Source organism: Nonomuraea composti (assembly GCF_012034275.1).
GTDB lineage: Bacteria > Actinomycetota > Actinomycetes > Streptosporangiales > Streptosporangiaceae > Nonomuraea > Nonomuraea composti.
The window spans coordinates 18,130-40,440 of sequence record NZ_JAATEP010000068.1 but is presented as its reverse complement, the minus strand read 5'-3'; the positions used below and the strand labels follow the sequence as shown (position 1 = coordinate 40,440).

At 73.3% G+C, this 22,311-nt stretch carries 19 protein-coding genes and 1 pseudogene; 9 read left to right on the top strand and 11 right to left on the bottom strand.

Annotation, left to right across the window (positions count from 1 at the left end; translation table 11 throughout):
- Positions 1-17 precede the first annotated feature (17 nt).
- From HCN51_RS50490 to dnaE, 4 genes are read right to left on the bottom strand one after another with little or no spacing between them, the layout of a single operon-like run.
- A complete protein-coding gene (locus tag HCN51_RS50490) occupies positions 18-413 on the bottom strand; it encodes a tautomerase family protein (protein ID WP_168019864.1) in 396 nt (131 codons plus the stop codon).
- 1 nt (position 414) lies between these two features.
- Complete coding sequence (locus HCN51_RS50485) at positions 415-990, bottom strand: TetR family transcriptional regulator C-terminal domain-containing protein (protein WP_168019862.1); 576 nt, start codon at positions 988-990, stop codon at positions 415-417.
- A gap of 32 nt (positions 991-1,022) precedes the next feature.
- Positions 1,023-1,343 carry a DUF6300 family protein gene (locus tag HCN51_RS50480; protein ID WP_168019860.1) on the bottom strand — a complete coding sequence of 107 codons (321 nt, stop codon included), beginning with the start codon at positions 1,341-1,343 and terminating at the stop codon, positions 1,023-1,025.
- Complete coding sequence (gene dnaE, locus HCN51_RS50475) at positions 1,340-4,930, bottom strand: DNA polymerase III subunit alpha (protein ID WP_168019858.1); 3,591 nt, start codon at positions 4,928-4,930, stop codon at positions 1,340-1,342. Before dnaE ends, HCN51_RS50480 begins: the two co-directional genes overlap by 4 nt.
- Positions 4,931-4,993: 63 nt before the next feature.
- On the opposite strand from dnaE, the gene HCN51_RS50470 reads away from it, so the two are divergent.
- The 3 genes and pseudogenes from HCN51_RS50470 to HCN51_RS50460 all read left to right on the top strand — a co-directional run.
- Complete coding sequence (locus tag HCN51_RS50470; protein ID WP_168019856.1) at positions 4,994-5,935, top strand: LysR substrate-binding domain-containing protein; 942 nt, start codon at positions 4,994-4,996, stop codon at positions 5,933-5,935.
- Positions 5,936-6,003: 68 nt separating this feature from the next.
- Complete coding sequence (locus tag HCN51_RS50465) at positions 6,004-6,822, top strand: SAM-dependent methyltransferase (protein ID WP_168019855.1); 819 nt, start codon at positions 6,004-6,006, stop codon at positions 6,820-6,822.
- Positions 6,823-6,998: 176 nt separating this feature from the next.
- Positions 6,999-7,325: pseudogene (locus tag HCN51_RS50460) on the top strand (methyltransferase); the annotation flags it as partial.
- Between the two features lie 20 nt (positions 7,326-7,345).
- Here the strand turns inward: HCN51_RS50460 and HCN51_RS50455 are convergent.
- The 3 genes from HCN51_RS50455 to HCN51_RS50445 form a co-directional block, all read right to left on the bottom strand.
- On the bottom strand, positions 7,346-8,077 hold the full coding sequence (locus HCN51_RS50455; protein WP_168019851.1) for a hypothetical protein: 732 nt from the start codon (positions 8,075-8,077) through the stop codon (positions 7,346-7,348).
- Between the two features lie 807 nt (positions 8,078-8,884).
- Entirely contained in the window at positions 8,885-10,615 is a 1,731-nt protein-coding gene (locus tag HCN51_RS50450) for an aminotransferase class V-fold PLP-dependent enzyme (protein ID WP_168019849.1), read from the bottom strand.
- A 42-nt stretch (positions 10,616-10,657) separates the two neighbouring features.
- On the bottom strand, positions 10,658-11,269 hold the full coding sequence (locus HCN51_RS50445) for a TetR/AcrR family transcriptional regulator (protein ID WP_240974086.1): 612 nt from the start codon (positions 11,267-11,269) through the stop codon (positions 10,658-10,660).
- Between the two features lie 47 nt (positions 11,270-11,316).
- On the opposite strand from HCN51_RS50445, the gene HCN51_RS50440 reads away from it, so the two are divergent.
- The gene (locus HCN51_RS50440; protein WP_168019845.1) at positions 11,317-12,270 is read left to right on the top strand and encodes a glycoside hydrolase family 113 protein; all 954 of its coding nucleotides are present in this window, start codon (positions 11,317-11,319) and stop codon (positions 12,268-12,270) included.
- Between the two features lie 110 nt (positions 12,271-12,380).
- Here HCN51_RS50440 and HCN51_RS50435 read toward each other — a convergent pair whose 3' ends face one another.
- Positions 12,381-13,724: a hypothetical protein gene (locus HCN51_RS50435; RefSeq protein WP_168019843.1), complete on the bottom strand. Its 1,344-nt coding sequence runs from the start codon at positions 13,722-13,724 to the stop codon at positions 12,381-12,383.
- 159 nt (positions 13,725-13,883) lie between these two features.
- Here HCN51_RS50435 and HCN51_RS50430 point away from each other — a divergent pair, with 159 nt between their 5' ends.
- Positions 13,884-14,891 carry a DUF1835 domain-containing protein gene (locus tag HCN51_RS50430; RefSeq protein ID WP_206068851.1) on the top strand — a complete coding sequence of 336 codons (1,008 nt, stop codon included), beginning with the start codon at positions 13,884-13,886 and terminating at the stop codon, positions 14,889-14,891.
- A gap of 10 nt (positions 14,892-14,901) precedes the next feature.
- Here the strand turns inward: HCN51_RS50430 and HCN51_RS50425 are convergent, their stop codons facing one another.
- A complete protein-coding gene (locus HCN51_RS50425; RefSeq protein ID WP_206068850.1) occupies positions 14,902-16,980 on the bottom strand; it encodes a beta-galactosidase in 2,079 nt (692 codons plus the stop codon).
- A gap of 11 nt (positions 16,981-16,991) precedes the next feature.
- Positions 16,992-18,014, bottom strand: coding sequence for a LacI family DNA-binding transcriptional regulator (locus HCN51_RS50420; protein ID WP_168019840.1), 1,023 nt, complete (start codon positions 18,012-18,014; stop codon positions 16,992-16,994).
- 190 nt (positions 18,015-18,204) lie between these two features.
- Between HCN51_RS50420 and HCN51_RS62775 the strand changes: the two genes are divergently transcribed.
- Complete coding sequence (locus tag HCN51_RS62775) at positions 18,205-19,188, top strand: helix-turn-helix domain-containing protein (protein ID WP_168019838.1); 984 nt, start codon at positions 18,205-18,207, stop codon at positions 19,186-19,188.
- A gap of 1 nt (position 19,189) precedes the next feature.
- Here the strand turns inward: HCN51_RS62775 and HCN51_RS50410 are convergent, their stop codons facing one another.
- Positions 19,190-19,375 carry a hypothetical protein gene (locus HCN51_RS50410; protein ID WP_168019836.1) on the bottom strand — a complete coding sequence of 62 codons (186 nt, stop codon included), beginning with the start codon at positions 19,373-19,375 and terminating at the stop codon, positions 19,190-19,192.
- A 265-nt stretch (positions 19,376-19,640) separates the two neighbouring features.
- On the opposite strand from HCN51_RS50410, the gene HCN51_RS50405 reads away from it, so the two are divergent.
- The 3 genes from HCN51_RS50405 to HCN51_RS50395 all read left to right on the top strand — a co-directional run bounded on the left by HCN51_RS50405 (position 19,641) and on the right by HCN51_RS50395 (position 22,305).
- Complete coding sequence (locus HCN51_RS50405) at positions 19,641-20,486, top strand: aldo/keto reductase (protein ID WP_168019834.1); 846 nt, start codon at positions 19,641-19,643, stop codon at positions 20,484-20,486.
- A gap of 194 nt (positions 20,487-20,680) precedes the next feature.
- The gene (locus tag HCN51_RS50400; protein ID WP_206068849.1) at positions 20,681-21,199 is read left to right on the top strand and encodes a SigE family RNA polymerase sigma factor; all 519 of its coding nucleotides are present in this window, start codon (positions 20,681-20,683) and stop codon (positions 21,197-21,199) included.
- Positions 21,196-22,305 (top strand): TolB-like translocation protein, encoded by a 1,110-nt coding sequence (locus HCN51_RS50395; RefSeq protein ID WP_168019818.1) that lies wholly within the window; start codon positions 21,196-21,198, stop codon positions 22,303-22,305. The genes HCN51_RS50400 and HCN51_RS50395 overlap by 4 nt, the downstream gene beginning before the upstream one ends.
- Positions 22,306-22,311: the final 6 nt, after the last annotated feature.

The window sequence follows — 22,311 nt, the reverse complement described above, 5'->3', positions numbered from 1 at the left end:
CGCAAGTGGTGATGAGATCAGTCGTCCTGGGCGGGCGCGTAGTGGGCGACGCCGTCGCTGAACGACCAGTCGATCAGCTCGTTCTCGGTGAGGAAGACGAGCACGTTGCGCGGCTCGGTGCCCGCGTAGGAGTGGGCGAGTTCGGCGATGCGCCGGTACAGGGCGCGCTTCTGGTCGGGGGTGCGGCCGGAGCGCAGGGTGATGGAGATGTAGACGAGGTCGTCGTCGCGGCGGGTGTCGGGGAAGTCGCCGTACCGCATCAGGCTGTGCGTGCCGTCGTGGGCGGTGAGGGCCTGGAACAGGTCGCCGGGCGGGATGCCGAGGGTCTCGACGAGGGCGTCGTGGACGGCGCGGCCGAGCGCGTCGAGGCGGGCGGTGTCGGCGCGGAGGGCGTCGATGCGGACGAAGGGCATGTCAGTGGTTCTCCTTCTGCCGGTGGGGGCGGATGAGGGCGAGGGCGCCGTCGACGGCCTGGGCGTACAGGTCGGCGGTGCCGGCGGCGCGGGCCAGGACGTAGGCGCCCTGCACCACGGCGACCAGCGCGGCGGCCGTGGCCTGGGGGTCGAGTGCGGGGTCGAGCTCGCCGTCGGCGCGGCCCTGGGCGAGCAGGCCGGCCAGGGTGGCGGTGAGCCAGGCGAACGTCTCCTCGATGGGCCGGCGCAGCTCGGGGTCGGCCATGACGTCGGGGTCGTGGGTGAGGCGGCCGACGGGGCAGCCCTTCAGGGCGTCGCGTTCGCGGCGCAGGTAGGCGGTGACGCGGTCGGTCACGGTGCCGGGCCCGTCGAACGCGGTGCGGGCCCGCTCGCGCAGCTCGTCGGCGTTGCGGGTGATGGCGGCGAGCGCCAGGTCGGGCTTGCCGTGGAAGTGGTGGTACATGCTGCCCTGGCCGGCGCCGGAGCGCTGCTGGATCGCCTTGGGGCTGGTGCCGACGTAGCCGCGCTCCCACAGCAGCTCGCGGGTGGTCTCGATGAGTCGTTCCCTGGTGTCCACGCCGTACATACTAGTAGGTACAGAATGGGTTCTCACAACTCCCCCCTGCGCCAGGCTTCCGCCTCGGCCCGCAGCGCGTCCTCGTCCGGGCCCTCGGGACGGGCGCGGGCGGCCCACTGCCGCAGCAGCCGGGCCAGGAGTTGCGCGTGCTCGGGGCGGGCCGTGGCGTGCACGGCGAAGTAGGTGGCGAGCGGGTCGCCCGCGTCGCAGCGCGCGCACAGCAGCACCTCGCCGAGCCCGCGCACCGGGCGGCCGGACGCGTTGGTCCAGGTGCGCGGCAGGCGCAGGACGGCCAGGATCTCACCGAAGCGGCAGCGTGGACAGACGGGCGGGCAGGCGGGCGAGCCGTTCACGCGCCGCCGATCGCCGTCGCGCCCAGCAGCGCCTTGATGTCGCCGTAGAAGGCCGGGCCGGGCGCGACCTGGAACGGCACCAGGTCGAGCAGCAGGCTCCCGGCGTGCCGGCGGTGCAGGTGCACGTGGACGGGCGCGCGTCCGGGATGGGCGGCGAGGATGTGCTTGAACTCCCGGACGATGCGGGCGTTCAGCAGGCTCTCCTGCAGCGAGATCACCACGGGTTGCTCGGTGCCCGCCGTGGCGAGGTCGAGGACGGCGATCTCCTCGCCGTACACGCTGACCGTCTCGTCGCGCACGTTGATCCGGCCGCGTACCGAGATCACGCGGTCCTCGGCCAGCGCCTCGCCGTACAGGGTGTAGGTCTTGGGGAAGATCAGGCACTCCACGGAGGCGTCGTGGTCCTCCAGGGTGAGGATCGCCCACGGGCTGCCCTGCTTGGTGACCTTGCGGTGCAGGCCGGAGACGATGCCGCTGATCCTGACGGTGCCGTCCTGGCGGCCGGAGGCGAGCAGGTCGGCGATCGTGGTGTCGCGGCCGGCGTCCAGGACGCGTTCGGCGCCGTCGAGCGGGTGGCTGGAGACGTACAGGCCGAGCATCTCCCGCTCGTGGGCGAGCAGGGTCGCCTTGTCCCACTCGCCGTCGGGGATCGCGATCGAGAAGGCGCCGCTGTGGCCCGCCTCGCCGAACAGCGTGTCCTGCCCGTGGGCCTGGTTGCGCTTGACGTCGATGACGGTGTCCACGGCCTGCTCGTGCACCGCGACGAGGGCCTTGCGGTGGTGGCCGAGCCCGTCGAACGCCCCGGCCTTGGCCAGCGACTCGATGACGCGCTTGTTGCAGACGACGGGCGGCACCTTGGCGAGGAAGTCGTCGAAGCCGGTGTAGGGGCCCTTGGCCTCGCGGGTGGCGACGATGGCGGCCACGACGTTGGCGCCGACGTTGCGCACGGCGCCGAGGCCGAAGCGGATGTCGGCGCCGACGGCGGTGAAGTCGAGCCTGCTGGCGTTGACGTCGGGCGGCAGCACCTTGATGCCGAGGCGGCGGCAGTCGGACAGGTAGACGGCCATCTTGTCCTTGTCGTCGCCGACGGAGGTGAGCAGCGCCGCCAGGTACTCGCAAGGATGGTTGGCCTTGAGGTAGGCCGTCCAGTAGGAGACCAGGCCGTAGCCAGCGGTGTGCGACTTGTTGAAGCCGTACCCGCTGAAGGGCACGAGCACGTCCCAGACCGCCTTGATCGCCTCGTCGGAGTAGCCGCGGCCGCGCATGCCGGCCGAGAAGCGGTCCCACTCGGCGTCCAGGACCTCCTTCTTCTTCTTGCCCATCGCGCGGCGCAGCAGGTCGGCGGCGCCGAGGGAGTAACCGGCGAGCTGCTGGGCGATGGCCATGACCTGCTCCTGGAAGACGACCAGGTGGTAGGTGTCGCCCAGGATGGGCTCGAGGGCCTGCTCCAGCTCGGGGTGGATCGGCTCCACCTTCTGCCTGCCGGTCTTGCGCAACGCGTAGTTGGTGTGGGCGTTCATCTCCATCGGGCCGGGCCGGTAGAGGGCGTTCACGGCCGCGATGTCGGTGAACGTGGTGGGCTGCATGAGTCTGAGCAGGACGCGCATGCCGCCGCTGTCGAGCTGGAAGACGCCGAGCGTGTCGCCACGGGCCAGCAGCTCGTACGTCGTGGCGTCGTCCAGCGGCACCTCGAAGATGTCGATGTCGATGCCCTTGTTGGCGCGCACGTTCGCGATCGCGTCGCCGATCACGGTCAGGTTGCGCAGGCCGAGGAAGTCCATCTTGAGCAGGCCCATGTCCTCGGCCTGCGTGAACGGGAAGCCGGTGATGACGGGCCCGCCGGCCTTGGGCTTGACCAGCGGGATCACGTCGATCAGCGGCTCGCTGGACAGGATCACGCCGGCGGCGTGCACGCCGGTGCCGCGGGTGAGCCCTTCGATGCCGGTCGCGGTGTCGATGACCCGCCGCACGTCGGGGTCCTGCTCGTACATGCCGCGCAGCTCGGCCGCCTCGCCGTGCCGGGGGTGGCTCTTGTCGTGGATGGCGGCCAGCGGGATCTCCTTGCCGCCGACGGCGGCGGGGAAGGCCTTGGTGATGCGGTCGCCGACGGCGTACGGCAGGCCGAGCACCCGGCAGGAGTCCTTGACGGCGGCCTTGGCCTTGATGGTGCTGAACGTGACGATCTGGCAGACGCGGTCGTCGCCATACTTGCGGGTGACGTAGTCGATCATCTCGTCGCGGCGGCGGTCGTCGAAGTCGAGGTCGACGTCCGGCATGGTGATGCGCTCGGGGTTGAGGAAACGCTCGAAGATGAGCTTGTGCTCGATCGGGTCGAGCTGGGTGATGCCGGTGCAGTACGCGACCATCGACCCGGTGGCCGAGCCGCGCCCAGGGCCGAGGCCGATGCCGTGCTCGCGGGCGTGGCGGCAGATGTCGGCCACCACGAGGAAGTAGCCGGGAAAGCCCATGGCGTCGATGACCGACAGCTCGTGGTCGATACGGTCGAGCACGTCCTGGGGCGGGTCGCCGCCGTAGCGGCGGCGGGCGCCGGCCAGGGTCTCCCGGCGCAGCCAGCTCGACTCGGTCTCGCCCTCGGGCACGGGGAAGCGCGGCGTGAGGTCGCGGTGGGCGAACACCTCGCCGTAGTCGCCGACGCGCTCGGCGACGAGCAGGGTGTTGTCGCAGGCGCCGGGAACCTCGGCGTCCCACAGCTCGCGCATCCGCGCGGGAGACTTGATGAAGTAGCCGGTGCCGCCGAAGCGGAAGCGGTCGGTGTCGGCCAGGCGCTTGCCGGTGCCGACGCACAGGAGCGCGTCGTGCGCCTTCGCCTGGTCCTCGGTGACGTAGTGGGAGTCGTTGGTGGCCAGGGGCGGCAGGGCGAGGTGTCTGCCGAGCCTGAGCAGGTCCTCGCGGACGCGGCGCTCGATGGGCAGGCCATGGTGCATCAGCTCCAGGTAGTAGTTGCCGGGGCCGAACAGGTCGCGGTGGCGGGCGGCGGCCTCGACGGCCTGGTCGTACTGGCCGAGGCGGAGCCGGGTCTGCACCTCGCCGGAGGGGCAGCCGGTGGTGGCGATGAGGCCGGCGCCGTGCTCGGCGAGCAGTTCATCGTCCATGCGCGGATATTTCTGGACGTGTCCTTCGAGCCATGCGCGCGACTGGAGGCGGAACAGGTTCCGCAGCCCTGGGGCGTCGGCCGCCCACATCGTCAGGTGCGTGTAGAGGCCGCGCCCGGAGACGTCGCCGCCCTCGCCGGTGTCGTCGTCGGAGCGGCGCAGGGCCAGGTCGTCGCTGAAGAAGACGGGCTTGCGATGGTGCCGGGAGACGGGGGCCACGTACGCCTCGATGCCGATGATCGGCTTGACGCCGGCCTTGCGCGCGGACTGGTAGAACTCGTACGCCCCGTGCACGTTCCCGTGGTCGCTCATCGCCACCGCGGGCATGCCCTGCCGGGCCACCTCGTCCATCAGCAGCCCCACCTTGGCGGCGCCGTCGAGCATGCTGTACTCGGTGTGGACGTGCAGGTGGACGAAGGATCCCACCGGTCGATCACCCCTCGTGGTTGTAGTCTCGGGAACGGCCCGCGTCATTCGACCCGAGAGCAGGTGGGGTTGTCCAACAATCGACACGCCGATCCGGCACAACCACCGGTTGTGCAGGAAGGTGCGGCGGACCTGGATCTGGGCACGGTGCGCGCCTTCGTCGCCGTCACCGAGGAGCGCTACTTCAGCGAGGCCGCGGCCCGACTGGGCATCAGCCAGCAGGCCGTCTCGAAGCGGATCGCGAAGCTGGAGTCCGACCTGGGGCTGCGGCTGTTCTCCCGGACGCGCGCCGGGGCCGACCTGACCGAGGACGGGCGGGCGTTCCTGCCGCACGCCCGCGCCCTGGTCGGGCTGGCCGACCAGGCGCGGGAGGTGCTGCGGGGGCGGCGGCGCGCGCTGCGGGTGGACGTCCTGGACACCCGGCTGGCGCCGGTGGACCTGCTCAGGTCCTTCCACCGGCGGCACCGGGACGTGGACGTCGAGATCGTCACCTCCAACGGGCTCAGGAGCGCCCGCGACGCCATCGAACGCGGCTCGGTCGACGCCGCCTTCTGCCGGGTCAGCGGCTCCCTGGACGAGCTGGGCAGCGTGCCGGCGTTTCTGGAGCCGGCGCACCTGCTCGTCAGCCGCGGGCACCCGCTGGCCGGCCGGACGTCGGTACGCACGGCGGAGCTGTCCGGGTCGGTGGTGTGGATGCCGGGCAACGTGCCCGGCAGCGAGTGGGCCGAGTTCTACGACCTGCTCGGCGCCGCGTTCGGCATCCGGATCGACACCTCCGGGCCCGACTTCGGCTGGGACCACTTCGTCGCCGACGTCGGCGCGGGACGCGGGATGAGCCTGGTCGGCGAGACGATGCGGCTGCCGTGGCACCCCGGCACCGTACGGATCCCGCTCGTCGACCCGGTGCCCGTCTACCCGTCGTCGCTGCTGTTCCACCGGCGCCACCGCCATCCGGCGCTGGAGTCGCTGCTCCGTTTCGTCCGGGACGACCGCCCGGTGTTCGACCCGGAGCGCCACTGGCTGCCCGAACCCGACCGAGCCGCGTTCTGCTGATTCCCGTGGAAGATCACGCAGAGCCGGATTTACCCGTATGATCCGGGTCAAGGCGAGGAAGGCAGGCGATGGTGGACGAGAACGTGCCCCACGGGATCGACCCGACGATCCCCAGCGTCGCGCGGATGTACGACTACTACCTGGGCGGCAAGGACAACTTCGCCGCCGACAGAGAAGCGGCCGAGCAGATCATCCGGCTCGCCCGCGACGCCGGCTCCGACGTCCGCGAGGTCGCCCTGGCCAACCGCGGGTTCCTCGTCCGCGCCGTACGGCACGTCGCCGAGGCCGGGGTGCGGCAGTTCCTCGACATCGGCGCCGGGCTGCCCACGCAGGACAACGTGCACCAGGTCGTGCAGCGCACCGCGCCCGGCTCGCGGGTCGTCTACGTCGACAACGATCCCATCGTGCTCACCCACGCCCAGGCCCTGCTCGCCGACAACCCCGACACGTTCGCCGTGCAGGGGGACCTGCAGCGGCCCGCGGACATCCTCCACGCCGCCGCCGCCCACCTCGACTTCTCGCGGCCCGTCGCGATCGTCCTGGCCGCCGTCCTGCACTTCTTCAACGACGACGACGAAGTCACCAAGATCGTCACCACGCTGCGGGACGCGCTCGTGCCCGGCGGGTACCTGATCCTCTCGCACGGCTACATCGAGCCGGACGAGAACGACGCGGAAAAGATCGACGAGGCGCGCGGCGTCTACCGCCGCTCCGCCTCCGGGTCTATCGCCTGGCGCGACCGGGAGACCGTGCGCGGCTACTTCGAGGGGCTGGAGCTGCTGGAGCCCGGGGTGGTGCCGGCCCAGGACTGGCGCAACGACGACCCGTACCTGCCGCCCGGGCTGGCCAAGGGCGGCGTGCTGGGCGCCGTCGGCCGCCGCCCCTGACCTCCACCTCCTGACCTCTAACTCCTACCCCTGACTTCGCACGGCGCTGGGCGCCGCACGGCCGTCCGCGTGCGCGCCGCGGTGTTCGCTCTGGAACGGGACGGGAGCCGCGTCTACCCTGACAGCGGGATCCCTGACGCGACGGAGGCTGCGCCCGCCTCGCGCCCGGCGACTTCTCCACCGGGTTGCCCGTCGGCGGGGACGTCTACGTGCTCAAACGCATCCTGCACGACTGGGACGACGACAGCTGCGTCACCGTCCTGCGCCACTGCCGCCGGGCCATGGTGCCCGGCGGGCGGATCCTCAACATCGACGCGGTCATCCCGCCCGGCAACGAGCCCCACCAGGCCAAGGCCGTGGACATGATGCTGATGACGGCGTTCACGGGGCGGGAGCGGACGGAGGGGGAGTTCGCCGCGTTGTTCGCGGCGGCCGGGCTGCGGATCGCCCGGATCGTGCCCACGGGGACGATGGTCTCCATCGTCGAGGTGGTCGAGCCGTAACCTGGGCATCGGTCGGACGGTCAGGCGCAGGAGAGCCGGATCGGGCCCGCCGCCATCGACTGGTCGCCCGTCGCGTTCCCCATGCCGGTGTCCTTGATCTCCACCATCACCAGGCCGCCCTCGACCGTCACCGGCGAGGGCGCCGCCACCCACGTGCCCTGCCGCATGCGCTGGTCGAGGGTGAACTCGGTGACCGTGCGGGCGCCCTTGTCGAAGCCGTCGGTGACCGTGTACCAGACGCGCTGGCCCGCCAGGCCGGAGCTGGGCACGTACACGCCCACCACGCACTGGTGCCGGCCGCGCAGGCCCGTCGTGAAGCGCCACTGGAAAGTGTTGCTCGGCCGGACGGTGGCGGCCGGGTCGTACTTCAGGTCCGAGAACAGGAAACCCTCGCCGCAGCCCGCGCCCGTCCAGCCGCCCGCCTTCGCGTCCTTCCAGCCGTCCCTGCCGGGGGCGCCGATGATGTTCACACTGCGGCCGGAGTCGCGCGGGCAGCTCGGGCCGGCGACCGCCGAGAAGGCGAGGCCCACGCCGCCCTTACGTGCCTGCCCGCCCCGCTCCCCCTCGGCGGACCGGCCCATCGCGCCCGTCCGGCTCTGCCTGCTCGTCGCGGCCGTCCTGGGTTCGGTGTTCGGCGTGGCTTCCGTTGCCTGTGCGGGCCCGGCGGCTCCGGCCGGTGCGGCGAGCGCCGTGCCCGGGTCACGGTCCTGGTTGAGCAGCGTCACCGCGAACAGCCCGACCTGTGCGAGCACCCCGGCGATCACCCACAGTTTGACAGAGCCGCGCGACCACCGCCCCTTGCGAGCCGCCGCCTCCGGCGGTGCGGGAGGCTCGGCCGCGTGAGCCACCGGGGCAGGGGTTCGAGTCGCCGGCGCAGGGGCGGCCTGTGCCGGGCGGGCTGACAGCGCGGATGCCTGTGCCGGGCGGCCCGGCGGCACGGGCGCGTGTGCCAGGCGAGCCGGAGGCACGGCCGGACGGACGTGCCGGAACTGGACCGTGGCCGCCGCCTCGTCGCTCCCCGCCGCAACGGCCGGGACGCCACCCGCCCGATCGGCGTCGTGAGCTCCAGGCTCAGCAGCCGCACGACCCGGCCCAGCAGCCGCACGACCCGACTCGGAGGCGGCAGGCCCGGCAGCGGCGCGGCCCGGATCGGGGGCGGCAGGTCCGGCGACCGCGCCGCGCGGGTTGCGGCCGGCGATGGCTCTGGTGGCGTCGTAGGTGCTGTCGGGTGGCGTCGTGCGTGCCTGGAGTGGTGCCGGGTGGAGGGCGCGGTTAAGGCCCCGTTCGTCGCGGTCGTTCCGGGCGTTCCGGGCGGGGCGGGCCGCCGGGTCCGGTGGTGGGGTGGGTGTGGGCCGGCCCTGGCGGTGGCGTCCGCCCGCCGATCTCCTGCTCGTCATCATGGCCCCCTGGATGCCGGTCGCCGCCCTCCCTCCGGGCGGCTCTCCGCTCCTGGATACGACGGGGCGCGATGATCGGGCTGCTCGGCATGATGACCGGCGTTGTCCGGACCGCACTGGACAAAGCGTGCGGCAGGTCGCGGCCGGGTGGTTGCGTTCCGGTCAAGGGGTGGGGCCGGGGCGGTCCAGGCAGATCTTGGGAAGGGGGAACCAGCGCAGGCGTTCGAACTCCTGCGGGAGGCCGGGCGGGTGCGGGTCGATCTCGGCGGGGCGGGACTCCAGGAGGGTGCGGGCCTCAGCCAGGTAGCCGGGAAGGGCGTCGTCGTCGCCGACCCGGGCGCGCGAGGAAAGCCACGCACCTGGGTCCGCCGAAAGCGGGCCGCCCGCACCACGGCCGTACAAGCCACCACCGCCCGGGGGTGGCTCGTCGAAGTGCAGGTCGGAGAGGTGGAGTGGGGGGTCGGTGGGGGCGGCGCGGTGGCGCCACAGGCCGGTGGCGGGGTCGAAGCGGTAGTCGGGCAGCAGCCGGGCGCCGTACCGGGCGATGAGGTCGACGGCGTCGATCAGGTAGTCGCAGACGGCGTCCGAGATGAAGTAGTTGAAGTTGACCCGCACCCAGCCGGGTTTGATGCCCTCGCAGCCGTTGCCGATCTCCTCCTCGAACGCCCGGGAGCGGGCGGCGTCGATGGACAGCAGGCGGTGGCCGTAGGGGCCGGCGCAGGAGCAGCCGCCGCGTGCCTGGATGCCGAACAGGTCGTTCAGGACCGCGACCACGTAGTTGTGGTGCAGGAACAGGCCGTCGCCCGCGCGGATCCTGATGGAGACGATGGACAGGCGGCGGGCGTCGCGGTCGCCGAGGATGTCGATGCCGGGGTTGCGCTCCCAGCGGCGCAGGGCCCGCTGCCAGAAGCGTTCCTCGCGGGCCTGGATGAGATCGGTGCCGATGGCCTGCTTGAGGCGGAAGACCAGGCCGGCGCGGATCGACTCCACGATGGCGGGGGTGCCGCCCTCCTCCCTGGCGACGGGGTCGGCGAGGTAGCGGTGCCCGGTCGGGTCGACGAACAGGACGGTGCCGCCGCCGGGCGCGGTGGGCACCCGGTTGCGTACCAGCTCGCGGCGCACCACCAGCACGCCGGGCGTCTGCGGGCCGCCGATGAACTTGTGCGGCGACAGGAAGATGGCGTCCTTGTGGCCGCCCGCGCCGGCCGCCATCCGGATCGGCACGTACGGCGCGGCGGCGGCGTAGTCCCAGAACGACAGCGCGCCGTGCTCGTGCAGCAGCCGGGCCACGCGGTCGGTGTCGGTGAGGATGCCGGTGACGTTGGAGGCGGCTGAGAAGCTGCCGACGAGCAGCGGCCGGTCGGCGTGCCGGCGGAGCTGGGCGCGCAGGTCAGCCAGGTCGATGTGGCCGCTCGCGTCCTCGCCGACGGCGACGGTGTCGGCGATGGACTCGCGCCAGGGCAGCTCGTTGGAGTGGTGCTCGTACGGGCCGACGAACACGACGGGCCGCCCCTCGTACCGGCCGGGTGTGCGCAGGCCGAGGATGGCGACGAGCTTGTTGATCGCGGCGGTGGTGCCGGAGCCGCAGAAGATCACCACGTCGTCCGGGCCGGCTCCGACGCCCTCGTGCACGGCGCGGCGGGCCTCTTCCCGTAACCGGCTGGTCTGCAGGCCGGTGCCGGAGCTCTCGGTGTGGGTGTTGGCGTAGCGGGGCAGGACGTGGTCGCGGATGAAGTCCTCGATGAAGGTCAGCGATCTGCCGGAGGCGGTGTAGTCGGCGTAGATGATGCTGCGCGGCCCGTACGGGCCGCGCAGCACCTCGTCGTCGCCGATGATGCTGCGGCGGATGCGCTCGAGCAGGGGCGAGGTCGGTGGAGCCTGCGGTGTCACCACTCCACCAGCATCCACGGCGTCGTCACTCTGGCAAGCGGCCTCTCACCGCTCCTGCGCGGAGGCGGCCGGTGACGAGCGGCCTCTCACCGCTCCTCCGGGGAGGTGGCCGGTGACGAGCGGGAGGTAGACCTCGTCGACGATCTCGACGAGCACGTCATCGGGGACGTTCGGCGTCCCCCGGGTGACGAACTCGTTGCGCAGCAGCCCCATCGCCACCGTCGCGACCCTGGGCGTGACCTCGATGCCGGCCCGCCGCAGCACCGCCTGCCACATGCCCGCCCCGCTGTCGCCACCGCTGACGCGTGCGTGCAGGACGGACAGCAGCTCGGGGTCGTCGCCGGCGGCGGACAGCAGCCCGCGCAGGATCTCGCCGAGCGGCGACGACCAGTGGTCGTTGGCGGCCCGCAGCAGGGCCAGGACGTCGCCGCGCAGGCTGCCGGTGTCGGGGATCACCGTGTGGGCGGCGGCCAGCTCGGCGTAGGCGGCGACGCCGAGCGCGGCGCGGTGGGGCCAGCGGCGGTAGAGGGCGTTCTTGTTGGTGCCCGCCCGCTTGGCCACCCGCTCCATGGTGAGCCCGGCATATCCGGATTCGAGCAGTTCGTCCTGCGCCGCCTTCAGGATGGCCCGCTCCAGCTCTTGACCTCGACGCCTCATGCCCATCAGGGTACGGTACGTACCGTACCTAAGGGAAGGATGAGGACATGCGCGGCAAGGGCATCGTGTACGACACCGGCATCGTGATCGGCGACCACGACACCAGGGGGACGTTCGACATCGAGGACGTGCGGCGCGACCTCCAGGTGATCGGGCGCGACCTGCACGGCACGGCCGTCAGGATCATCGGCTCGGACCCCGACCGGCTGGAGGCCGCCGCCCGCGAGGCCGTCGAGGTGGGGCTGGAGGTGTGGTTCTCGCCGTTCACCGCCGACCTGTCGCCGGCCGAGCTGCTCGACCTGTTCGCCGACTGCGCCGGGCGGATCAAGGGCAGCGACATGGTGTTCGTGGCGGGCGCGGAGCACAGCCTGCTCAGCCGGGGCTTCCTGCCCGGCGACACGATCGGCGACCGGGTCGGCCTGCTCTCCTCGCCCGAGACGCTGCGCCGGCACCTGGGGCGGGTGCCCGCGCTGGTCAACGCGTTCCTGGAGGACGCGGTGACGGTGGTGCGGGAGCGGTTCGCGGGCCGGATCACGTACGCGGCGATCCCGTTCGAGTCCGTGGACTGGTCGCCGTTCGACATCGTCGGGGTGGACCTGTACCGGTCGGCGGAGATCGCCGACCGGTACCGCGACGGGGTGCGCGAGCTGGTGGCGCGCAGCGGCAAGCCGGTGGCGATCACCGAGGTCGGCTGCATGACGTTCCGGAACGCCGGCGACCTCGGGGCGCGCGGCACGGAGGTCGTCCGGTACGACGGGCACCGGCCGGTCGGGCTCAGCCGGCCGCTGGCGCGCGACGAGGGCGAGCAGGCCGCCTACCTGGGCGAGGTGCTGGACGTGTGCGAGCAGGAGGGGGTGGACAGCGTGTTCGTGAACACCTTCGCGCAGCACGACATGCCCGGGGAGCTCGACGCGGCCAGCTACGGCATCGTGCGGGTGACCGGCGAGGGGTCGTGGGAGCCGAAGCAGGCCTTCCACCTGCTCGCCGAACGGTACCGCTGAGCCGGCACCCGGCCAGGCCCGCACACCCCGCCCAGCCGTAAGCCCGCCCAGCCGCACGCCCCCAGCCGCACGCCCTCAGCCCCCCAGCGGCCCTCCGCCCGGATCGGCGGCTACCTCCGGCGGGTCTCGCTCAGCGTCACGTGGAGGTGGTCGTTGTGGTCGGGGCGGAAGTCCCTGGCCGTGATGACCTTGTTGCCGATCCTGCTCCACTCCCCGATCCCGAGATCCAGCTCCCGGGCCTCCTTCTTCGCGTCCGTGTAGGCGTACACGCCGGTCCTGAGCAGCGCGCTCGCCCAGCCCGCGGTGAACCGCGCGTCCCCCTTCACGGCGCTGCCGGCCGCGTAGTACATCCGCACCACGTTCCCGTCGTCGATCAGCTGGGCGAGCCGGGTCCTGGTCGTCTCCGCCCACTCCTTGACCTGTCCGAGCCCGTCCGCGTCGCCGTCCATGGCGGCCCGCGTGGCGGCCACCAGCCTGGCGTAGTTGCGGCCGCCGGAGCCGGCGGCGCCCGCGTCCACGCCGGAGAAGCGGTAGGGGTGGAAGGCGTCGATGTCGTCGCCGGTCAGGTGGGTCTGGTGGCCGAGGTTGCGGGCGTGCTCGCCGGAGATGTCGTTGACGCGGGGCAGCAGCGCCCGGCCGGTCGCCGAGGACAGCCAGCCGTGGGTGAAGGACGAGCACCAGTCGTCCCCGCCGGTCTTGTCGTCACGCGGGCCGTACCGGTCGAGGCCGGCGGGCAGCCGCCACAGCGGGAAGAAGTCGGCGGAGTCCTTGCGCGCGGCCACCACCGTGCCGTCCTGGTCCTCGCCGATCAGGCTGACGCGGTAGCCGACCCTGGTCACCTGCGCGGGCTTGGCGCGGAGCTTGGAGGGGTGCTGCTCGTCGAAGGTCACCCGCACCTTGAGCCGGTCGCGGCCGACGCTCCTGACGCCTTCGCCGCCGTCGGCGGTCGGCGCCGCCTCGGTGACCGTCTGCAGCACCGTCCTGCCGGAGCGCGGGGTGGTGTCGAGGAGGTCCACGCGGACGCAGGTCAGTTCGACGCCGGCGGGCAGCGCGTACTCGACGTCCAGGTACCGCTGCCGGGTGTTGGCCTCGTCCTGGCGCGGGATGCTGACCCGGTCGTCCCTGGCGAACCCCGCGTACTTGCGCGCCGGGTGGCGCGCGACCCGGTCGGCGGTGATCGCCGTGACGGCGAGCGCCGAGTCGCCGGCCGCGTCCGTCCCGGCGTCGCAGTCCTCGCCGGACGGCTCCGCGCCCTCCTCCTCGACGCCGACGCCGGGGTCCGGCGACGGCGGGCCGGCCGCCCACGCGCTCGCACCGCCCGCCTGGAGCAGGCCCGCGGCGAGCACCGCCACGGCCGCGGCCGGCAGCCGGCGCGGGCCTAACCTGCGGGCCATGGCCGGCAGCCGGCGCGGGCGTAACCCGCGGGCCGTGGCGCGCCCCGTCGAACCGATCATGATGGCCTCCTCCGTCAGGCGTCCGAGGGTTCGGTTGTACGGCGCCGCGTGTTGACCAGCCAGATCGGCACGTTGACCAGCGTTGTCCACGGTGATCGAGCAGGGCCAGGGCTAGCATGGGGGAGGCGGCCGTCCGCGCCTGCCGCACGGGAGACGTTCATGACCGAGCACGTGGACCTCACGCGGATGGCTGCGGCGCTGCACGTCGGCAACGGCGACGCCACCGACCTGGCGGGCACCGGGCTCGCGCGGCACATCATCTACTGGCGGGACACGCTGCACGAGGGGCCGGTCCCCGCGCTGCCGCCCGAGGAGCTGCGCCGGGTCAGGACCGCGTTCCTCAGGACGGCCGGCGCCGACGACCGCGCCGAGGGGCCGCACATGTTCGAGCAGCGGGACGCCGCCCTGGAGGCGCACCGCGACGGCGAGCACGTGCTGTGGTTCGAGGCCGACCTGTACGACCAGCTCCAGATCGTGGAGATCCTGTCCCGCCTGGCCGGGTTGAAGGTGCCGGCGCAGCGCGTCACGCTGATCTGCATCGGCGAGCATCCCGGCATCGCCCGCTTCGGCGGCCTCGGCCAGCTGCGGCCCGACCAGCTCGCCGCGCTGCCCGCGACCGGGGCGTGCGCCGCTCTCACCCCGGCCGCCTTCGACCTGGCCATCCACGCGTGGAACGCCTTCCGCGCCCCTGCCCCCGAGGGCCTGCCCGCGATCGCCGCCGACCGCTCCCCCGAGCTGCGCTTCCTCGGGGAGGCGTTCGAACGGCTGAGCCGCGAGTACCCCTCGACCCGCGACGGCCTCTCCCTCACCGAGCGCCGTGTCCTGGCCGCCGTCGAGCCGGACGGCGGCTCCACGGCGGGAGACGTCTTCGCCCGCGCCTCCGCCAGGGAGGCCCGCCCCTACATCGGCGACACCTGGTACTTCGCGACGATCGACCGCCTGGCCGGCGGCCCGCAGCCGCTGCTGAGCGTCGAGCCCGCCGGCCGCCCGGCCGGCTTCGCCACCGAGGTCCGCCTCACCCGCGCCGGTGCGCGCGTGCTGGAGGGTGAGGCCGACCACGTGACGATCAACGGCGTCGACCGGTGGATCGGCGGCGTCCACCTGACCGGCCGGGACGTCCGCTGGAGGTGGGACGAGGGCCGGGAGCGCCTGACCGTGAGCGCCTGACCGCCCGGGCCTACACCTCGGCCAGCACCCGCACGTCCCACGGCCCGAGCCGCAGCTCCGTCCCCGCCGCGTGCTCGGTGCCGTCGAGGACGTCGCGGACGGCGACCGGCACGGGCACGGCCGTCTCCTCCCAGCTCCAGTTGTGCAGGAAGCGCAGCCGCCGCCCGTCCCGCGCGGTCGCGCCGGTGGAGGTGACCGAGGGGGACGGGGCCGGGTGCCAGGGGCCCGGGTCCGGGGCGAGCCAGCGGAACAGGGCCGCGCCGAACGCGGGGTTCGGGAGGGTGCCGACGTAGGTGACGCGGCCGGCGCCGTGCGCCCGCGTGGTGGCGGCGGCGAACCGGCCGAAGTGCGGGTGCCGGTAGCCGGCCAGCACCTCGGCGCCGTCGGCCTGCAGCCCGTCGGCCCAGCGGGTGCCGGCGGCCTGCCCGGGCAGGTCGAGCGGGGAGCCGTCCGCCGCTCGTACCGGCAGGTCGGCGTCGAGGTTGCTGAACTCGTCGTACCAGGCCCCCGCCGCCTCCGCCAGCCGGGCCGGCTGCACGTCGCGCCGCGCCCGCGCCTCGTGATCGGCGTACGCGGTGCGCGGCCCGAGCACGAGGTGCCCGCCCGCCGTCGCGTACGCCCGGAGCCAGCCGAGGGTGGCGTCGTCGGTCACGTACAGACCGGCGGCCACCAGCACCGGGTGCCGGCGGGCGAGCGCGGCGGGGTCCTCGGCGACCGCCTGCCCGGCGTGCACCACGCGCGCCTGGAGCCCCGCGTCGAAGGCGCCGCGGTAGAAGGCGTCGAAGATCGCCTCGTAGGAGCGCCGGTCGGGCCCGCCGTCGGCGGCCTGGAGCGGCGGCTGCGCGGCCAGCGCCCACTTGCTGGGGTGGGAGTAGAGCAGCGCCACGTCCCCGTCGGGGGTGAGACCTTCGACGAGGTCGCCGGCCCGCTCCAGCTCCGCGCCGATGCGGGCGATCTCCCGGTACGTGCGCCCGGGCCGCCCGCTGTGCGGCAGCACGCCGCCCCAGTACGTCTCGGTGCCGAACACGAGCGTCCGCCACTGCCAGTACTCGATCATGGACGCGCCGCGGGAGACGAGCGCCCAGGCGGCCTGCCGCCACTGCCCGTCGTAGGCGGGCTGGTTGACCCAGGGCGCGCCGATGGCCTGGGCGTTGGTCTCGGTGACGAGGAACGGCTCCTGCCGCGAGGAGTACATGCGGTCGGCCGCCCGGTAGAACGCCCAGATGTCGCGGGTGCGCCAGTCCTGGGTGGCGTGCGGCCTGGCGGGCAGGGCGAGCCCGTCCTGCATGGCGTAGTACGGGTTGCCGGCGGCGACGTCGAGCCCGGCGGTCAGCTCGTCGTCGGCGACGGCGGGCCGGTCGTAGGCCAGGCAGGTGGTGACGAACTGCCCGGGCCGGGCGTACTCGCGCACGATGCCGGCCTGCCAGCCGATGAACGCGGTCACCTGGTCGGCCTGGAAGCGCCGCCACGCCTGCTCGTACTGGGGCTGGGCGTTGCCGTCTGGCTGCCACAGGTCGGCCCAGGTGGACAGCCGGTGCGACCAGTAGACGAGCCCCCATTCCTCGTTGAGGGTCTCGACGTCGCCGTAGGTGTGGCGCAGCCAGTCGACGAAACGCTGGAAGATGCCGTGGTTGCGCAGCAGGTGCAGGCCGGGCTCGTTGTCCACCTGGAAGCCGATGACGGACGGGTGGCCGGCGTACCGCTCGACGACCTTGCGGATGACGCGCTCGGCGTGGAACAGGAACGCGGGGTGGGTGAAGTCCATCTCCTGGCGGGCGCCCCAGCCGATGCGCTCGCCGGTGCGCAGCTCGCCGGCGATCTCGGGGTAGAGGCGGGTCAGCCAGGGCGGGGCCGCGTACGTGGGCGTGCCCAGGATGACGCCGATGCCGCGCTCGTGGGCGCCGTCGAGCGTGGGCCGCAGCCAGTCGAGGTCGAAGCGGCCGTTCTCGGGCTCCCAGGTGGACCAGACGGACTCTCCGACGCGGATGACGGAGAAGCGGGCCTCGGCCATGAGGTCGAGGTCGGTCTTCAGCAGCTCGCTGGGGTGGTATTCGGGGTAGTAGGCGGCGCCGAAGAGCACTCGCGGCACGGGTGATCCTTTCATGGTCGGTACGGCCGGGTGGACCGGCGGGTCACCAGGCGCGTGGTCGGGACGTCCGGTGCGGGGGCGTCCTGGCGGCCTTCGATGCGGTCCACGAGCCGGGCCAGGCCCTGGGCGGCGGAGGCGGCGAAGTCCTGCCGGACGGTGGTCAGGGGCGGGGCCAGGTAGGCGGCGGCCGGGATGTCGTCCATGCCGACGACGCTCACCTCGCCGGGCACGGCGCGGCCGGCTTCGGCCAGGGCGTGCAGCACGCCGATCGCCATGTCGTCGTTGGCCACGAACACGGCGGTGACGTCCGGGTTCCCGGCGAGGGCCCGCCCGGCGGCGTAGCCGGAGGCGGGCGTCCAGTCGCCGGTGAGCAGCGGCGGCTCGGGGGCGCCGGCGGCGGCCAGCGCCGCCCGCCAGCCGCGCACGCGGTCGCGGGAGGCCCACCACCGCTCGGGGCCCGCGACGTGCCACACGGTCGGGTGGCCGAGGCCGAGCAGGTGCTCGGTGGCCTCGCGGCCGGCGTCCTCGTTGGACGGGCGGTGCACGATCACATCCGGGCCGGACAGGCCGGGCAGCGGCCCCAGGCTCAGCACGGGCACGCCGGGCTCGATGCGCGGCTCCTGGCCGCCGCCGTCGATCGGGTCGGACAGCACGATGCCGTCCACGCCCTGCTCCAGCAGCGACTCCATGGCTCTGGCCACGCCGCCCTCGTCGCCTTCGAGGGTGTGCACGACGCTGAAGGCGTACCCGATCGCCCTGGCCCGCCGCTCCAGCTCGATGAGCTGCGTGGCGGGGCCGTAGAGCGCGCTGCCGAGCGAGACCACGCCGATGCGGTGGAAGCGGCCGAGGTTGAGCGCGCGGGCGGCGGTGTTGCGGCGGTAGCCGAGCTCGCGCGCCGCCGCGAGCACGCGCTCGCGGATCTCGTCGCTCACGTACGGCTCGCCGTTCATCACGCGGGAGACGGTCTTCTGCGACACTCCGGCCAGCCGGGCGACGTCGGTGCTGCCCGGCGGCCGGCGTCTGGTCCCGGACATGCGGCTCCTTACGTGTGACTACGTAGTCAACATGATCGGTACTGTGCTGCTCGCGGCGGCGTCCTGTCAAGAGAGGGCTTCGCTCGGCGGACGTTCCGCAGTACTCTCACGGGCACCAGGGTGTTTGTTCGTCGAGCGCGGGCTCGTGCGCCCCATGGCGGGCGCCGTCCCGCCAAGGGGGATGAGGCCCGTGAGCGCTCAGCCGGATACCGGCGCGCCGGCCCTGAGCCGGTTCGTCACCGACGACCTGGGCGAGGTGCGCGAGTGGCTGGACCGCGTCTACGGCAGCCGGCTGCTCATGGGCAGGATCCGCGACGGCACCGCCCGGCTCGCCGTGTCGGCCGCCGACGCCGGCTCCTTCCGCACCACCGACCTCACCCTCCCGGGCACGATGACCTGCCGCAACCGCGACATCGAGACCGTGCGGGCCGGCCTCGTCCTGAGCGGCACCGTCACGATCGAGGACGCGCAGGGCGTGCACCGCTACGGCCCCGGCGACGCGCTCATGGCCACCTTCCCCCGCGACGACCTCGTCTCCCGGGCCGAGAACCTGCGCATCCGTACCGTGACGCTGCCGCTGGACCTGCTGGCCGACGTCGCCGGCGTCCCCCGGAACGGCTCCGCCTGGCCGCCGCGGCTGCTGTCGCGCTCACCCCGCGGCCCCGCCGCCTCCCGCATGATCGCCGACGCGCTGGCCCTGACCGACGCGCTGCTGTCCGGCCCCGCGGCCCCGCATCCCCTCGTCGTCGGCAACGCCGCGCGGCTGCTCGCGGCCGGCATCCTGGCCGCGTTCCCCACCACGCTGACCGTCCGGGAGGAGGCCCGCGCCGACCACGCGGACGCCACCCCGGCCGTGCTGCGCCTGGCCGTCGCCCACATCGAGGCGCACCACGCCGACCCCGACCTGTCGCTGGCCGACATCGCGGCGGCCGCCTGCGCCACCCCGCGCGCCGTGCAGTACGCCTTCCGCCGCCACCACGGCACCACGCCGATGGGGTACGTGCGCCGGGTCCGGCTGGCGGCGGCCCACACCGACCTGCTGGCCGCCGACCCCGCCGAGGGCGCCACGGTCAGCGCCATCGCGGCCCGCTGGGGTTTCTACCACCTGGGCCGCTTCTCCGCCTTCTACCGCCGCGTCTACGGCCGCTCGCCCCGCGACACCCTCAGCACCTAGCTCACTGCCCGCTCTCTCCCCAGGCGCGCCGCAGGCGTTGCAGCCGGATCGCCGCCTGGACGGCTCTGAAGCGTTCGCCCTGCGTGACGAGATGAAACCGGGTCCGCCTGGCGGCGGCCACGACGCGCCGGGTCTCGGCCCGGATGTCGCGCGCCTGGAGCCTGAGCCGGGCCGAGGTGGCGCGCATCTCCGCCACCCGCTCCCGTACAGGGGGATCATCAGCCTGCCGAGCTGCCGGATCACACTCTGCGGCCCGCATCGCGCCTCGCCCTTCCCTCCCCGCCGATCTCCCGGCGGCCCTCTTCACCATCGCATCGCCCGGCCGGGTCCCGCAGGTCGCGTGACGAACCGTTCGCCGCGGTCGATCCGGAAAACGAAGGACGCGGGCGGCCGTGCCAGTTGACCTGGAGTGCGCTCCAGGCGACAGTCTGGTCCCCATGCACAACACCACCATGCGAACGCGTGCCATCGGCGGCCGGCAGGTCGGAGTCATCGGGCTCGGCGCCATGCCCATGTCGGTGGCCGGTCACATGCCGGACGAGGAGCAGTCCATCCGGACGATCCACGCCGCCCTCGACGCCGGCATCACCTTGATCGACACGGCCGACGCCTACACGCCGTCCCACGAGGACGTCGGCCACAACGAGCGGCTGGTGGCCCGCGCCCTGTCCCTGTGGGGCGGCGACACCGACGCCGTGCTGGTCGCCACCAAGGGCGGGCACACCCGCACGCCCGACGGCTGGGACGTGGACGGCAGCCCGGCGTACCTGCGGGCGGCCTGCGACCGCTCGCTCAAGGCGCTCGGCGTGGACAGCATCGGCCTCTACCAGCACCACCGGCCCGACCCGAAGGTCCCCTACGAGGAGACGATCGGGGCGCTGAAGGAGCTGCACGACGTCGGCAAGATCCAGTACGCGGGCATCTCGAACGCCAACCCCGACCAGATCAGGCTCGCCCACAGCATCCTGGGCGAGCGCCTGGTCAGCGTGCAGAACGAGTACTCGCCGCGGTTCCGCACCAGCGAGCCGGAGATCGACGTGTGCGCCGAGCTCGGGCTGGCGTTCCTGCCGTGGTCCCCGCTCGGCGGCATCGGCCGCACCGGCGAGCTGAACGCCGTGTTCGCCGAGATCGCCGACGCCCACGGCGTCTCGCCGCAGCAGGTGTGCCTGGCTTGGGAGCTGGCCCGCAGCCCGGTCGTCATCCCGATCCCGGGCGCCAGCCGCCCGGAGACCATCATCGACTCGGCCGCCGCGGCGAGCCTGGAGCTGAGCGCGGAGGAGCTCGCCCGCCTCGGCTGAACGCCCGCGACGAGGACGCCCCGCCCTGGCCAGGGCGGGGCGTCGCCGCGTTCATGGCTCGGCCGGTCAGGGCGGGGCGCCATCCGCGTTCGGGGCTCGGCCGGTCAGGGCGGGGCGTCGCCCGCGTTCCCGGGCGCTCGCCTGCAACCTTCCGCCCCGCGGGTGGCGTTGGGAACGGGCGAGAGGAGCTCACATTGGATCACCACGACGGCTTCCGCGAGTTCGTGCTCGCCCGCCAGCAAGCGCTGATGCGGACGGCGTACCTGCTCACGGGAGACGCCCATCTCGCCGAGGACCTGCTGCAGAGCGTCCTGATCAAGGTCGCGGGGCAGTGGGGCAAGCTGTCCAGGGGCGGCAACCCCGAGGCGTACACCCGTAAGGCGCTGGTCAACCAGTACATCTCCTGGCGCCGCCGGCCGCGCCCCGAGCTGCCGAGCGCCGAGGTGCCCGAGCGCGCCGCCACCGGCGACGACGCCACGCTCGACCGCATCGTCCTGCGGCAGGCCCTGGCCAAGCTGGGGCCCAGGCAGCGGGCCGTGATCGTGCTGCGGTTCTGGGAGGACCTGACCGAGGCGCAGGCCGCCGAGGTGCTCGGCTGCTCCGTCGGCACCGTCAAGAGCCAGACCCACCACGCGCTGACCCGCCTGCGGACGATCGCGCCCGAGCTGGCGCACCTGCTGAACGACCCCGAGATCGTGGAGGTGTCCCGATGACCCGGCTGCGTGAGGCCCTGGACGGCATCGCCGAAGAGGCGCCCCTGGTGGACCTGCTCGACGTGGTCGTCGCGGGGCACCGGCGCCGGCGGCGGATCTCGCTGGCGCTGACCGCCGTGGCGACGGCCGCCGCGGTGGGCGCGGCGTTCACCGCCGTGTCGCTGCCCTGGCGGTGGAGCGCCGCCCCCGCCGTGCCGCAGCAGCAGGCGAACGCGGTGCCCGACCTGCCCGGCGGCAAGGTGGGGCCGCTGAGCTACGCGTACCGGACGAGGTGCGAGGTGGTCGCCGAGCCGATCGGCGTCGACTGCGACAGCGTGGAGTGGCGGGTCGTCACGACCGCCGGGAAGACGTACCGGCTGCCGCAGGCGCTCGCCCACAAGGAGAACGGCCACGACGTGCCGGTGGCGCTCAGCCGCGACGGGCGCAAGCTCGCCTACTACAGCCGCGAGGCCCAGGCGCACGTGGTGCGCGACCTGATCACCGGGGCCGAGGTGAGCGCGCCGACACCGGAGGAGAAGATCGGGATCGGCTCCATGCTGGTGGTCTCCGACGACGGCCGCTACCTGGTCTTCGACCCCCGAGAGGGCAGCAAGTACCCCGGCGTGCTCATCGACACCAGCACGGGGAGGCGCACGACGATCAACGGCAGGTACGAGCCCATCGCCATCAAGGACGGCGTGGTCGAGCTGATCCGCTACATCAAGACGGACCTGTGGTTCATGCCCGTGACCGGGGGCGGCAAGCCGGTGCGCTTCGACGGGACGTTCATCTCGCCCAGCGAGCTGGCCCCCGACCAGCGCACCGTGGTCGCGTTCGACCACGGCAAGTACTCCAGGAGCGCCAAGCCGGTGCTCACCGTGCTCGACGTCAGGACGGGGCGCGCCGTGCGGGAGATCACCGTCACCGGGCTGTCGGCGGCCAGCGGCTACCTCACCCCGACCATCTGGCGCGACGCGACGGAGGTCGAGGTCAGGTTCCACGGCAACCGCGGCTGGGAGCTGTACGCGCTGAACGTCACGACGGGCAAGGCCCGCCTCCTGAAGAGGTACGACACCAAGCTCTCGAACCTGACCCTGCCCGGGGAGGCGGCAGGCACCGGGCTCTGACCTCCC

Coding starts and splice junctions, on each gene's coding strand:
- HCN51_RS50490 (WP_168019864.1), bottom strand. CDS start 413: ATGCCCTTCGTCCGCATCGACGCCCTCCGCGCCGACACCGCCCGCCTC.
- dnaE (WP_168019858.1), bottom strand. CDS start 4,930: ATGACGCGGGCCGTTCCCGAGACTACAACCACGAGGGGTGATCGACCG.
- HCN51_RS50465 (WP_168019855.1), top strand. CDS start 6,004: ATGGTGGACGAGAACGTGCCCCACGGGATCGACCCGACGATCCCCAGC.
- HCN51_RS50445 (WP_240974086.1), bottom strand. CDS start 11,269: ATGAGGCGTCGAGGTCAAGAGCTGGAGCGGGCCATCCTGAAGGCGGCG.
- HCN51_RS50440 (WP_168019845.1), top strand. CDS start 11,317: ATGCGCGGCAAGGGCATCGTGTACGACACCGGCATCGTGATCGGCGAC.
- HCN51_RS50435 (WP_168019843.1), bottom strand. CDS start 13,724: ATGATCGGTTCGACGGGGCGCGCCACGGCCCGCGGGTTACGCCCGCGC.
- HCN51_RS50430 (WP_206068851.1), top strand. CDS start 13,884: ATGACCGAGCACGTGGACCTCACGCGGATGGCTGCGGCGCTGCACGTC.
- HCN51_RS50420 (WP_168019840.1), bottom strand. CDS start 18,014: ATGTCCGGGACCAGACGCCGGCCGCCGGGCAGCACCGACGTCGCCCGG.
- HCN51_RS50410 (WP_168019836.1), bottom strand. CDS start 19,375: ATGCGCGCCACCTCGGCCCGGCTCAGGCTCCAGGCGCGCGACATCCGG.
- HCN51_RS50405 (WP_168019834.1), top strand. CDS start 19,641: ATGCGAACGCGTGCCATCGGCGGCCGGCAGGTCGGAGTCATCGGGCTC.
- HCN51_RS50395 (WP_168019818.1), top strand. CDS start 21,196: ATGACCCGGCTGCGTGAGGCCCTGGACGGCATCGCCGAAGAGGCGCCC.